This window comes from Nocardia jiangxiensis NBRC 101359 (assembly GCF_000308615.1).
In the GTDB taxonomy this organism is placed as follows: Bacteria; Actinomycetota; Actinomycetes; order Mycobacteriales; family Mycobacteriaceae; genus Nocardia; species Nocardia jiangxiensis.
The window spans coordinates 1-13,678 of record NZ_BAGB01000002.1 but is presented as its reverse complement, the minus strand read 5'-3'; the positions used below and the strand labels follow the sequence as shown (position 1 = coordinate 13,678).

Sequence of the window (13,678 nt, the reverse complement as noted above, 5' to 3'; positions counted from 1 at the left end):
ACCACCGACAATTTCCTCCGAATTTCGCCGCTGCCAGGGCGAATGTATCGGCGGACCGGTCGGTGCGGGCAGAAGTCAGGGGCCGCACCCCGGGGGTCCGGCGGGTGCTCGGGGGTGCCGGCGGGATGCGACCGATATCATCGTCTCGTCCGGCCGCCCGAAGTGCGCGAGTACCGCACTACCCGAGTCCGCGGCAGGCCCTACTCGACCACCCGTCACGACCGCTCCCGGACACGCCCGGAATGTGTACTTCTCAATTGCGACCGTGTCGCGAATTCGCATACCGACCGGTCGACAGCGACTATCCAGCGAACCGGTAAATAGGCATTGAGAGCAACAAGACAGGCTGTGTAACAACAGATTTCATCGCGCCGCCGACGAGCCGAGTGATCACTGGCGACGGTTCAGCAGCCCCATCGACACGCCCGCCGGAAAAACTTTCGAAAAGTGGCAGCCCTCATACTCACACAATCGCCGATCGTCGCGTAGGATCATTCACGTCGGCCCCTCCCCCCCGGGCCGACCCTACGCGGGCCTCGGCAAACTCCCCCCCTTCGCCGAGGCCCGCTCCTAATTTTCCAGGTGGTTCAGCACGGTGGCGGCGGCCGTCCCACGGCCCCCGCCCACACTCGATGAACAGCCTCCACGAATCGGGTGCGTATCACCCACGTCCGTTGCGGCGCAGCACATGTGAGCGCAGGCGGTTGATTCCCCGGACCCGCACACTGCGCAGATGCCGCATCGCGAATTCCGGCTGCCCGGACAACTGGGTGGCGGCGCCGTCATCGATCAGCACGGTCCCCGGACGCGCCACACCGGTCAGCCGGGCGGCGACGTTCACCGTCGAGCCGTACAGGTCGCCGAACCGCTGCAGCACCTGCCCGTAGGCCAGCCCCACCCGCAGTTCGGGCATCGTCGTGGCATCGGATTCACCACGCTGGGTCCGGGCCGCCGCGGCGGTCTGGATGTCCAGCGCGATCCGCGCGCCGACCACCGCCGTCTCGGCGGCGAACATCACCTCGTCGCCGACGTTCTTGATCACCCAGCCGCCGTTGGCGGTGATGGCCTCGGTGGTGACGGTCTCGAACGTCTCCAGCAGATCCGAGAGCTCGTCGCGGTCCAGATGCCGCGTCAACCGGGTGTAGCCGACCATATCGGCGAATCCGACCGCGAGGTCGCGCACACTCTCCCCGGAACCGTCGCTGCCCAGCGACCGGGCCAGGGCGGCGGCCAGATGCCGTCGCCACGCGTACGCCTGTAACCGCTGCAGGGTCGTGACGACCTCCTCGGTCGCCTCCATCGCGACGGTCTGCGGGTCCAGAGCCGGATCCTGCGCGGTGATCGAGGCGATCCGGTTGATGATCTCCTCGACCACCAGATCGACCTGCCACTCGGCCAGGCGCGCCATCGACTGACCCATGGTCCGCACCGCCGCGGACTGCCGCCGGACATCGGCGGCACTGAGCGCGTCCAGGCTCCGAAAGTCCTGTGTCGCAGCCACATCCGCTTCGGTGTACTCGATCGTGGTGCCGTCCGGATCCGCGGCGAAGCCCAACGCCAGCCACAGTCGCCCGCTCAGCTCCTGCGGCACCCCGGACCGGGCCACCACCTCGGCCCGGTCGTACCGGCGCGGGCCGTCCAACAGATACGGCTCCACGACCGACTGCACCAATGTCGACAACTCCGCACGGTCCATGGTCAACGACCATACGACCGATACACCGTCGGTCCACAGCCGATAGTGCTGTGTCACAACGCCACGACCGCACGGCGCCGGTGGTGGTCGGCTGATGCCGTCGTCACAGCAGGGTCGGGGAAGTCGTTCGGTGTGCTGCGGTTGGGCACGATCACCGGTCTCGATGCGCACCCGGACGGGTCCTGAACGGTTTCGCCGACCGGTTGCCCGGTGCGCGTCGAACTGGTCGCTCCAGCTGTGCGACAAGGACAGTGGGATGTCACGACGTGATGCGGATCGATTCGATCCGGCACACGTCCCGCCGGTCGAGCGCGGTGCGACCTCCGGCGAGGTCACGCCGCACGCCCGACCGGCACGCTGTGCGAATTCGCTCAGCGAGTGGTCACCTCGTGCCACAGATCCGCATCGCCGCGCTGGCGGAACTTGTTGATGGCGAAGATGACACCGACGACGACACCCAGAGTGAGAAGAAGTTTCATGAAACCCACCCTACTGTCATCGCCGAATCCCGCCCAGGAGGGTCCGAAGTTACTCTGGCGCAAGCACTCCCGTCCCGCCTGTGGGAGGAATCGACCGGTCCCGGTCGTCGGTGGCGCCGATGCTGGCCAACAGGCGCAGGCCGTCGTGGGCCTTGCTGCCGGGCCGGGCGGACAGGATGACCAGTTCGGTGCCGCTGTCGCCGGGAACCATGAAGTTCTCCTGATGTAGTTCCAGGTCACCGACCAGCGGATGGGCGAAGGGTTTGCGGCCGTGCGAGCGGCAGCGCACATCCGCCTGTGCCCACAGTTTGCGGAAGCGTTCGCTGTGCACGGCGAGTTCGCCGATCAGGGCGGTGAGCTGCGGGTCGTCCGGATCCTTACCGGCCGCCAGGCGCAATTGGCCCACGGTGTCGCGGGTGCAGGCATCCCAGTCCGCGTAGAGGTCGTGGCCGTCGGATTCCAGGAAGATGTGCCGGGCGATATTCATTCCGCGCATGGGTCGCCGGCCGTAGAGCAGTTCGGCGAGCCGGTTGGCCGCCAGCACGTCCAGGTGCTGATCGACGATGAAGGCCGGGCTGTCCGGGACGAGTTCGACCACCCGCAGCAGTTCCGGACGCTGCCGAGCCGATCCGCCGGCCGCCTCACGCCCGGATGCGCGCCGCGGACGATGTGCGAGCCGATGCAGATGGGCGCGTTCCACCTGGTCCAAGCCCAGGACCCGGGCCAGTGCGTCCAGGATCTGCTCGGACGGCTGCCGGGCCCGCCCCTGCTCGAGCCGGACGTAGTAGTCCACGCTCACCCCGGACAGATGCGCGATCTCCTCCCGCCGCAGGCCGGTGACCCGCCGACGCGCATCGGGGGTGATGCCGACCGATGCCGGATCGATCCGGGATCTGCGGGTCCGCAGAAAATCGGCGAGATCGTCCATCTCTCCAGTATCACCGTGCGGACCGACGGTCCGGGTGGTCCTGCCGATACCAGGAACTCCGGTCCGACGGTTCGAGCGCCCCTGAACAGCGGGCCGATCGGCCGCCACGATCGAAGACAACCGATCTTCGGAGGAGACAGTCATGAAGGTGTTCATCGTCCACGCCCATCCCGAGCCCGGATCGTTGAACGGCTCGCTGACCGAGGCCGCGGTGGCCACGCTGACCGAGGCCGGACACGAGGTCCGGGTCAGCGATCTGTATGCGATGGGCTGGAAGGCCACCGTCGACGCGGACGACTTCGGTTCCGCGGCAGGGCATCCCCTCGATGTCGTGCACGATTCCCGCCGCGCGTTCCGGACCGGGACACTCGCCGGGGACATCCGAGCCGAGCAGGACAAACTCCGCTGGGCCGATGCGGTGATCCTGCAGTTCCCGCTGTGGTGGTATTCGATGCCCGCGATCATGAAAGGCTGGGTGGACCGCGTGTTCACCGACGGATTCGGTTACGGCGTAGGCGAACACGACGAGCACCGCTACGGCGACCGCTACGGGGAGGGCACCCTCGCGGGTAAGCGGGCCCTGCTGTCGGTGACGATCGGCGGTAAGGAATCGCACTACAGCGACCGCGGCATCAACGGCCCGATCGAGGATCTGCTCTTCCCGATCCAGCACGGCATCCTGTACTACGCGGGCATGGACATCCTGCCGCCATTCGTGCTGTACAGCACGAATCATGTTTCCGCAGAGGACTTCTCGGATGCGGCCAAGTCCTGGGAGCAGCGCCTGCTCACCCTGGCGGACACCGAACCGATCCCCTATCGATCGCAGAACGGCGGCGATTACGAGATGCCGTCCCTGCGGCTGCGTTCCGGGCGGGAGAATTCGGGTGAGAAAGGGTTCGGACTGCATCGGCGCGTCGCACGGCCGTGAACACCCACGCACCGAGCAGCAGCGGGGCGGCCCGTACACCGGACCGCCCCGCCCAACCGGCCCGTGATCCGCACCACGCTCCCCGTTTTGACCCCGCAGCCCACCGGGGGGTACCGTTTTGAAGGTTGTCCGCGCGGACAGCACCCAACTGGGGCCTTAGCTCAATTGGCAGAGCACTGCCTTTGCAAGGCAGGGGTTAGGGGTTCGATTCCCCTAGGCTCCACTCGAATGCCAGGTCAGAGCCACTTTTCTCATCGAACTCGCATGGGAAAAGTGGCTCATCTTCCAACTAAGTCCCAACTAATTACTCTGACGAGCCTCGCCGGTCACGGCGACGTTCAGCGCGTCGGCCGCCGCCTGATGAGTTCGCCCGCGAGCCATGTAGCGCCGTTGGGTCATCGAGGGATCGGCATGTCCGAGGACATCGGCGGTGACGCGCGCCGACAGCCCGGCATCGTCCAGAATCGTCGCGACCGCACCCCGGAAGCTGTGGACAGTCACGTCATCGGGGATGTCCAACGCGGTCCGTACGCGCTGCCACTCGTGCCCGACGTTCTGCGGATCGCGAAGGGTCCACGCCGCCGAGGGGAACACCAGATTCAGGACGTCCACTGTCGGATCGGGCGGGGACTTCAGCCGACGAGCCGCCAGGGCAGCCCGGCGACGCTTCAACATCTCCACCGCGAACTCCGGTAGCGCGATCACCGTCTTACGGTTCTTCGGATCGTCGTCCTTGTCGGTGCGGACCAGTCCCGTGCTCTTGGTCCGCACGACCTTGCCACTCAGCCGCAATGTCCGTTCGTCCAGATCGATGTCCGACCACAGCAGGCCGAGAATCTGACTGCGGCGCAGTCCGGTTGCGGCCAGCAGAGTCACCCAGTCCGCCAGATCCGCGCTCTCGCAGTAGTCCGCGACGGTCGGCGGCGTGTACGACTTCACCGGCCGCCCCCGAGTCCGTTCGGCCTTGGACAGCTTGCGCGGACAGGGCAACTGTGAGGTCCGGACTGCGGCCAGGATGAACCGCATCTCATCCACAGTGATGTCCCGTGCGCCGCCTGTCCGCCCCTTGGCCTCGATGTTCTTGGCCAACTGGGACTCCCGGACCGGATTCACGGACAGCGCATCCTTTCGGACTGCATACCGGAACATGCCGGACAGCACATGCCGCCCTGTCCGCATCAACGCCGGTCCCTTGGACTTGCCGAGGTCGGTCAGGAACGTCTCCACCGAGGATGTGGTGACCTCCAGCAAGCGCCGTTCGCCGAAAGCACTGTTGAACAGCTCTGCCACCAGGTCATACCGCTCGAGCGTGCCCGGAGCCCGTTCCTGTTCTTCCAGGTACTTGCGGTACAGGTCCCACAGTTGCCGAACAGTTGTGGACTCGGACAGCTCCCCGCCCAGGTCCACCCGGACCGCCGAAGCAGCCGCCATCACCGCATCCAGCGCCCGAGAGCCGTTGCGGTCCGGAATCTTCCGCCCGCGAGTGTCGAGCTTGGCCGGTGAGACTCGTTTGATGTCTCGACGACGGCCAGAGGCATCACGGACCAGCAGTCGAGCGGCCCAATGCCCCGGGGACAGTTCGGTCAGCATCGGCTTGCCGGGGACACCGATCGGACGGGCCGGTCTGCCCCGGGTCATCGGTCCACCGGACCGGAGTGAGTCAGTCCGCTCCCTGTGCATCCAGGGCAGCGTCCAAAGCGTCCAGGTCCCAACGGAAGTCCTTTCCGACCCGCTTGGGCTTGGGTAGCCACGGGTGCTTGTCCGATTCCCGGTTCCAGCGCCGCAACACTTCAGGGTGTACGCAGATGTGCGCCGCAGCGGCTTTGGTGGTAGCCCACCGTCGAACCGGTCGTGTTTCAGCAGACCCCGACCCGGCAGGAAGATCAACAGTCATTTGATTGCTCCAAATTAGCTGTGATGGTTGGTGGTTGAGCTGTTCGGGTCAGGAGGAGGTGGTTCGGCGGCGAGCATGGCCCGGTCGTATTCCGCACGCCAGCCGATGCGTTCAGCGATTGCTGACATGAGCAGTTGCGCCCGAGGTGGCACGCGGGTGCCGGGGGCGATCGTGGTCGAGGTGTACCGGCGTGGGTCGCGAGCGGGTTTCTCGATGCCCGCCAGGGCGAGCTTGCGGCGCACGAATTCGATCCGATCCGCTTTGTGGTCCCCGAGGGTCTTGCCCGTCCACCGCTCGGAGGTCAGCACCCGGTTGCCTGGCAGGGCCAGGGTTTCGCGTCGGTGCGCACGCGCTTTGCACACCCCTGGAACGGTTTTCGCGGTAGCGCCCTTGGGGACGACGCCATAGAGCAGCCAGATACCGCACCGCGGACTACACGGGGTGCGGCACAGAGCCCGGTGAAGGCGGTCGTAGTGGTCGTGCTGGCGCGGGGTGCGGGCGTGCAAGACTTCGGTCACCGATTTCGTGAGGTACTTGCACAGGTATCCCACCGCCTCATGAGCGGCTTTCGTGCCTGCCGCGAGGCCCTGGATATCCAGGCGAGGCCCGAACCGCGCCGTATGTGCCGGAGCGTCCTCGGGACCGATCGAGTCGACCGCCTCGTCCCAGTCCGGTAGTGGTGCCCGCGTGGCCGGGTCGATGAATCCCCCGCGTCGCTCATCCCACACGGGCACCTCCGCGCCGGGGTAGCGCATCTGCGTTGTAGGTGGCCACCACATTTGGTGGTAGGTGGCTTCGGTGACTTTGCGCAGTACTTCACGGGGAATGTGTCCGCGCAGGGCGATGTGTAGGTGTGGTGCGCCGCGTTTTTGTGGTTCGACGACCGCGAAGTATTGGACGTTCCAGCCGACCACTCGTCGCAGGTTCTGTATCCAGCGCGAGAACAACCGGGCGCAGCAGATCGCATCCCACGCCGCCCGGTCGTAGTCGTAGCTGTCCGGGTCGCGGGCGGCCCCGTCCCCGAAGACCTTGCCGTAGCTGGGCATGGTGAGCGTGACGAACATCGAGGAGTAGCGACCGCCGAACTCCCGGCCCACGGTGCGATCGGAGACAGCGTTGCGCGGTAGGTTCGGTGCGTCCTCACGGCGACGAGTCGAACGCCGGGCGCGCGAGGGCGAATCCTCTTGCTCCCCCATGCCGGCCGAATCCTCACCCGCTGGCGCATCCTGGTCCGAGGCATCGACCGCAGGCGCTTTGCCTCGCATCCCGATCGCGGCCAATTGTGCGTCACACCACCGTAATTCAGCCTCTATCTCGGCTATCGCCGTGACGTCCTGTCTCTCGCGCGCCGTGGCTAGATCCGACGCCAGGTCGGCGCGGACGCACAGCATCCCTTCTTGGTCATCGGTCGGGCGCGCCCGGGGTGCGGGTGGTTCTTCGGTCATGTGCCAGCCCTCCCGGCATTGAGCCTGCCGCAGAGCTTTGTGTTTTCGCGCGCATGGAGCGCACACCGATTCCAAGGTCGCCCCGCACGGCACCGGCACGAACTCCCGCCGCCCGGTGTCGAGATTTGTTTGTTCCAGAATCACCGGCCGCGCGCACACCCCGTGCCGTTCGGCCGCCGCGACCGCGATATCCAGGAACGACGGTCCGCGCCCGGGTTGCCCGCCCAGGGCATCGGGTAGCGGCGCGTCATCGCGAAGAGTGGTCATGAGATCACCTGTCCCGTAGTCGAATACGCGGCACCGGAGGCCCAGCACCTGGGCCGGATGAGGTCCGGTGCCGCGTGAAGGAGAATTCGAATGTTCAACTGCCGGAACAGGTTTCAGATGTATGTGCCGCCGCCGGTACGACGGTCACGAAGCGCTTACCGCGCTGAAAAAGGATCCTGAGTGCGCTATCCGCGCTGAAAGAATGTGTGTGAGTGCGCTATCCGCGCTGAGTGCCGCTCGCAAAAGGTGGTGTTCGTCTGGCGCGGCCATACCAGTCTATCTAGTTGTTTCGAACCGATCCGGATCTCATGCCTCGGTGGGGTCGCCGTCGCCGTCGGGTCCCGTGGGCCAGTTGGGCATGCCGTCGGTGCGGCGAGGCAGGGGCGGGTAGGTGTTGATGATCCAGCGGATATCGTCGTCAGTCACCATGAACGCCCGCACCCGAGTGATCTCGCTGGAGCCTTCCTCTTCCACATAGGCGATGCCCGGCATCGATTCGGGGATTTCATCGCACAGTGCGCCCCGGTCCCGGCCCGAGAGCCCGAACAACATGTTCGGTTGCGTCGGCTCGGTCATGCGCATTCCGACCCGATAGGGAAAATATTGCCTCTGCTCCAGAGTTTCTTTCGCCGGATCCTGAAGACATCCCATGACCGGCATCGCCACCGCGCGGGACTGCGTAAGCAGCACACCGAGCAACCGCACGATCTCATCCTTGATCTTGCGGTCGCTGTAGTGCGCGGTCAGGCTCGCATGTTCATCTATGATAATGAACACCATCGGTTCTTTCACGGTCGGAGTAATCTTGCGTTCCCACCGCTCCATGTAGATGTTCCCGCGAGACTGCACCAGATCGACCGCGTCACGAAGCAACTGGACCGCACCGGGCCCGTTGTCGGAGGCAAAGCGTGCGAACCACTGTCGGGCTGCACCGAATTCCATGCCGCCCTTGGGATCAAGCACCCACAACACCACGCGACCCTCCCGGATCGCAGGCCCCACAGCGGCGATGGTCGCCCACGCCACCGAGCCTTTGCCCGCGCCCATGATCCCGGCGACCAGCACCCCGGAACCCAGCAATCGGATACGCCACGGCTCACCCAGCTCCGTGATCCCGATCGTGAGTGCTTCCAGGTCGACGCTGTCCGGTTCGGTGCGCGGCAGCGGGATCGGATCGGTGAGGCGGTCAGTGTGGATGATCTGTAACCGGACCCACCCCGATTCCACTTTGCGGACCCGAACTCCCAGCGCCCGCAGGGCATGCCGCAACGCTTCGGACTTCTTCGCCCAGTCATCCACGGTTTGACCGTCCAGGAGTTTGACCATCAGCACATCAGCGGTATCACCGATCGCGACTTTCCCGAGGTGCGGTGTCAGAACCCCCGTGTCCAGAATCGTGGTGAGCCCGTGCATCGCGGTCAACGTGTTCCACCGCCGCCGGTACCGCACCCACGTCAGATACCGGCTCCGCATCCGCCCCCACACCCACCGCCGCCAGGACGCAGGCCACCACAGCCACCACAACCCCCACACCGCGAGTGAAAACACCAGTGCCGCAACGCTTAACGGCCACCCACGCCACCACCACAACACCCCGACGCCGACCACTGGCAGCGAAAGCATCGGAAACAACACCGACCACCACACCAGGTACGCCACACCCACCAACACTTTCCCAAGCAGCTCGGTGAGCATCAACATGATGGTTTCTTCAGGGCCGGGACTCTCCGGCTGCTTCTGATAGTTCTCCGAACGAACCATGATTCCATTTCTTTCATCAGGAAATCGAATAAAACTGTTCCGCAACTAACTACGGACACAACGCCGTGCCAGCGGGTCCGACCGGCAGGAAATACAAGAGCCAGCCGAACCCGCCTGATCACTGTGTTCTCAGCTCAGCTTGCAGACTTCGATCCGCTCGCCGACCCTGTGCCGCGCCCCGATGCGGACTGTCCGGGTGCATACCCGCTCGCCCGCACCGCCTTGGACACGTACTTGAACTGGCCATCTCCGGCCAGACGCGGCTCGACCGTGATCCCGGTCAACTCGATCGGACGTACGTTCGGCGCGATCTCCTGTGTCGTCGGCACCGGCTCGGTATCCGACAACAGCACGATCTCGTAGCTCGCGCGCCGAGGATTCTCTTCGCCCGGATCCATGACCCCGACTTTCCATTGCAGAAGACCGGTCACCAGGTCGCGTCGCTGCGGCCCCGGCCTGTTCGGGTCGCCCGTGTACTCGGTATCCGGCCGTACATCCGAGGTCTGATACAGACCCATCCCGAAATATTCCGCGAATTCCACCCGAAACCGGAAACCCCGACGGGTAAACGAATTCTTCTTGTTTGCGGTGGTCATATGTGTTCTTCTCCTGAGAATGTGATCAATCTCTGTTCCCGGCAGTGCAACACCTGCACCACCAGCCATCCGGCCGCGGACTCCGACGCGCTCATCAGCAACGCCGCTCACCAGCCCGTGACCACCATGAACAGGGCGGACCACGCTCCAAACAGCACCACCACAGCCCCGAATCCGCCCCAGTCCCCGAGCGATGGACCGCAGTACCAAATACCCGCCTGTCCTCTGGGTACTGGTGACGCCCAGCGCACGACTGCGCTACTGTGGACACAGCAGAACCTCCAATTCTGCTAGCGAAAATGTCGGACTCCCGAGGTAGGGCTGCAACCCGATAATCCAAATGGGAGTGTTTTCGTGTCCGCTGCCCCTTCGTTGGCGCGAGGGGGCAGCTCACGAATTCTTGGTCACGTCACAATCAATTCCGTCCGCAGACCTCCTCTCCCTCACTCTCGTGCTCGAGCACGTTTCTGCTTCCATATGTGCGGTGAGCCGACCGGAGCACCTTCCGATCTCCTGTCATGATCGCCGTCCAGAACCCACGATACGGGCATTGACCGGCAGTACTCCACAATGTCCCACCGGCGGTGTGACATCAGCGTGTAAGAACCATCGTTCTAACACGAATTTGGGGCGTAAATTACCCAGACTGGGCACTTAAAGGAGACCAGCGGGAACTACCGGGACGGAACAGCGCCAGACACGACCAAGCACAACTGAATGCAACTAAACGCTACTGAGCAGACGATTTGACACCCCACAGACACCCAAACCGTCCCAACACGACCGAATGTGACCAAAAGCCAGCAAACAGCCCGAGTTTCATGTGATTCTCATCACAATCTGACGCGACGCCCCGCTGCATGGGCAGCGTGTAGCCCTCACAGACGACGAGCCCAATGAATCCGCCTGGATCACAGGAGACCACATCCACGCCTCGCACAGACACCTCACGCAACCATCACCCTCACCGTTCCCGGGCTGCGCGCCTCCGTTCGCGAAACCGAGGAAGACTCTCCGTCCCCGAAGGAATTCGACCGGCAACCCGATCCGCCTCGTTGAGCTGTTCTTATCCGACTACCCAGAGTCGCCCGAAGACGTGCTGGCGCAGTCGCTGAGTTCCGTTCCGAGCCGTGTCGAGGATGTGCACGGCCTCGCGACCGGTCAGGCCCAAGCGTTTCGCGAGTTCGACCGGCACAGTATCGGCATCGCCGACCAGGTCTACAAGCAGACGATTACGTGCCTGCTCAGCCGCATGAATCTCAGCCGACGCTTTCCGGAACACCTCTGATCTGGGCGGAGTTCGCCCCTGCGAGCCTCGCGCATCCATTTCACCGGTCGCTACCAGGCGGGCACGAGCGCGCTCAAGCCGCGACATCACCTCGGATTCGCGGTCGGTGCTCATGGCATCACGATATCGCGGGACATGAGTGCGGCATCCAGTTCCCTCACCGATCGCGTATCGGCCCACGGCGACAGGTGATGCCGCCCCTCAGCTATCGCATTCGCCAGTCTGGGCGAGCGGTTCTGTTCTGCCAGAGCTGCCGCTTCAGCTACGGCACTCGCCGCTTCTTCGATCTCATCGAGCTGAATCAGTGCACGTTCGAGCTCGAGGAGTGTGACGGCACGATCGCGCACGTAGTTGGTCGGCATAGTTGCCAGTGCGTGCCGCGATGCGACCACCGCATGCCCAGCATCCCCCAAGATCGCTAGGCAGTTACCGCGATAGCTCTCCTGTATTCCCGCGCCCATGAAGTAGGCGCGGCTCTGCGACGGATGGCATGGCGCGATACCAACGAGCATGGAATCTGCCTCATCGAGGGCTTGCAAACATGCCGCCCGTTGTCCGGCGATTGCCGCAGCTTCAGCGTTGCGGATCGCAACGTAGGCCCGCAGCTGCCGGTCCTCTGATTGCATCACCCAGCTACGCGCAGCGACCGCGTAATCGACAGCGATACGCGGCCTGCGTTGCCAAGTCTCCAGTTGCGACAGGTGGCACAGCAGGTACGCACCAAGGTCGGAGTCTTCGGCTTCGTGTGCGTTCTCCCGTGCCTGCGTGTATAGACGTGCGGCAGTCGGATAATCCTGTCCGTCCCATGCCAAAGACCCTGCAAGCCCAGTCCATTCGGCGTACAGCGACAAAACCTCGGGGCGCAGCACAGCGGGGCAGTCTCGCAACATCGCCTCCGTAACTTGCTGCTGCGCAACGACCATTCCTTGTGCCGCAGGAGAACCCAGCAGGTCATCCAATTGCATCGCGTGATGCAACGTCGACCGCACCAATGACACGGCGGCAACATCAGGTCGGCCTGCCCCGGACAACAACCACGCAGCACGTTCGGCGGAATCCCCGAGCCCCAAGGTTGCCAACGCGCCTACACCTATGGCACTGGCCTTCAACACTTCTCGCCGCTTCATATCGCTCTCACTTCGGCGCAGTTGCTCGAACCGTTCCGCGACATCCTCTGGAGCCTTCGCGAGCATCGTCGAGTAGGTGGCCTGCCCGAGACCACCGACCGGCGTCTCACCTTTCTCCCAGCGCCTGATAGATCGCTCCGCCACGCCGAGGGTGTGCGCAAAGGTGGCTTGCTTCATCCCGTAGGCACGACGCAGTGCGACGCATTCTTCCTCGGTCCATATCGCGACGATAGCCATCACAGCCCCCTGTGGCGGAAGTGGTGACCGCCACTGTAGCCGGTTCCTGTCCGGTTATGTCCGGGGTCAGAGCTGTCGCCGCTGATTCAGCCGGTTCCTGTCCTGCCCATGTCCGGAAATGTCCGGTGACATGGCGAAAGCATTTCCACAGGCCCCGCCGCCGGGTTGATGTCACCACCCGATCGCTACATCGACAGACCAACTGCGAACCGCTGATTGACGGTGAGAGGTCCCCGGCGGCGGGTGCCCCGCCCAGATGAATCGACCAGGGAGCGATAGACCGTATGGACATCGAAATACCTATGCGCCAAAAGCATTCGCCTCGTCGAGACCGGCCCAGCCAAGACAGCCCGAAGCGCCCGACAGCCGTCGGACTGGTCCGCACCGATGTTTCTGGACTGGATGCGTCCGAACACGCAGTCCGGATACGCCGTCACGCCGAACAACTCGGCTATCAGTATCTGTACACGGTGCGGCCACCGGTCAGCCGCGAGACCGACCCCGTCGAGTACGCCTTCGCGATCGCCACGGGTGTACATGCCGCCGCGATGGTCGTCTACGACCTCGCGACCGTCGGAAACACACCCGCCCGGGTATGCGAGGTATTCGACTTGGAAACGGTATGCCCACCGGTCACATGGGCAGCTGTTCAACCAGGAGCCATCGACCCACTCCATGCGCACCCCGACCATCGACTGTCGGTCGCTGAGTCCCATCGAATTATGCAGGAGCACATAGCATGTAGCGCCCCGAACTGCCCGCGGAAGGCGAGTGCGCTGGGATGCCTCGTGCGGGCAGGAAAGCTCGTTCCGCCCACTCACACACCACGCCAACGCGCCGCCGCCCGCGGGCTGTCGTTTCCTGCGCTCGATCACGACACACCGACTGCAGTCGGCCCCGGGATTCAAACACTCCTGGATGTACTCGACGCGCTTACCAAATCGAACACCGAACCCCGGACTGTCGGTGCTCACCTGTCTCCGCGCATTGGAGAGTGAGCCGCACCGGCGGCCGAGATGGACAACATCC

General features: G+C 64.4%; 10 protein-coding genes and 1 tRNA gene. 3 read left to right on the top strand and 8 right to left on the bottom strand.

Annotated elements, in window-relative coordinates; translation table 11 throughout:
• Positions 1-661: 661 nt before the first annotated feature.
• From ON40_RS00220 to ON40_RS00215, 3 genes are all read right to left on the bottom strand, one after another.
• Positions 662-1,696 carry an adenylate/guanylate cyclase domain-containing protein gene (locus ON40_RS00220; RefSeq protein ID WP_040817202.1) on the bottom strand — a complete coding sequence of 345 codons (1,035 nt, stop codon included), beginning with the start codon at positions 1,694-1,696 and terminating at the stop codon, positions 662-664.
• 371 nt (positions 1,697-2,067) lie between these two features.
• Complete coding sequence (locus ON40_RS53850; RefSeq protein WP_218008718.1) at positions 2,068-2,175, bottom strand: DLW-39 family protein; 108 nt, start codon at positions 2,173-2,175, stop codon at positions 2,068-2,070.
• 49 nt (positions 2,176-2,224) lie between these two features.
• Complete coding sequence (locus ON40_RS00215; RefSeq protein ID WP_051192468.1) at positions 2,225-3,103, bottom strand: helix-turn-helix transcriptional regulator; 879 nt, start codon at positions 3,101-3,103, stop codon at positions 2,225-2,227.
• Between the two features lie 142 nt (positions 3,104-3,245).
• Here ON40_RS00215 and ON40_RS00210 point away from each other — a divergent pair, with 142 nt between their 5' ends.
• A complete protein-coding gene (locus ON40_RS00210) occupies positions 3,246-4,034 on the top strand; it encodes an NAD(P)H-dependent oxidoreductase (RefSeq protein WP_040816974.1) in 789 nt (262 codons plus the stop codon).
• A 150-nt stretch (positions 4,035-4,184) separates the two neighbouring features.
• Positions 4,185-4,257: transfer RNA gene (locus ON40_RS00205), tRNA-Ala, on the top strand.
• Between the two features lie 77 nt (positions 4,258-4,334).
• Here the strand turns inward: ON40_RS00205 and ON40_RS00200 are convergent.
• The 4 genes from ON40_RS00200 to ON40_RS00185 all read right to left on the bottom strand — a co-directional run bounded on the left by ON40_RS00200 (position 4,335) and on the right by ON40_RS00185 (position 10,108).
• Positions 4,335-5,672, bottom strand: a complete 1,338-nt coding sequence (locus tag ON40_RS00200) for a site-specific integrase (protein WP_083895293.1) — start codon at positions 5,670-5,672, stop codon at positions 4,335-4,337.
• A gap of 270 nt (positions 5,673-5,942) precedes the next feature.
• Positions 5,943-7,640, bottom strand: coding sequence for a replication initiator (locus ON40_RS00195; protein ID WP_040816971.1), 1,698 nt, complete (start codon positions 7,638-7,640; stop codon positions 5,943-5,945).
• A gap of 306 nt (positions 7,641-7,946) precedes the next feature.
• Positions 7,947-9,401 (bottom strand): FtsK/SpoIIIE domain-containing protein, encoded by a 1,455-nt coding sequence (locus ON40_RS00190; protein WP_051192422.1) that lies wholly within the window; start codon positions 9,399-9,401, stop codon positions 7,947-7,949.
• A gap of 134 nt (positions 9,402-9,535) precedes the next feature.
• Positions 9,536-10,108, bottom strand: coding sequence for a hypothetical protein (locus ON40_RS00185; protein ID WP_245567593.1), 573 nt, complete (start codon positions 10,106-10,108; stop codon positions 9,536-9,538).
• 985 nt (positions 10,109-11,093) lie between these two features.
• Between ON40_RS00185 and ON40_RS00180 the strand changes: the two genes are divergently transcribed.
• Positions 11,094-11,285 carry a hypothetical protein gene (locus ON40_RS00180; RefSeq protein WP_040816969.1) on the top strand — a complete coding sequence of 64 codons (192 nt, stop codon included), beginning with the start codon at positions 11,094-11,096 and terminating at the stop codon, positions 11,283-11,285.
• A 110-nt stretch (positions 11,286-11,395) separates the two neighbouring features.
• Here ON40_RS00180 and ON40_RS00175 read toward each other — a convergent pair whose 3' ends face one another.
• Positions 11,396-12,649 carry a helix-turn-helix domain-containing protein gene (locus ON40_RS00175; RefSeq protein WP_040816966.1) on the bottom strand — a complete coding sequence of 418 codons (1,254 nt, stop codon included), beginning with the start codon at positions 12,647-12,649 and terminating at the stop codon, positions 11,396-11,398.
• Positions 12,650-13,678 lie beyond the last annotated feature (1,029 nt).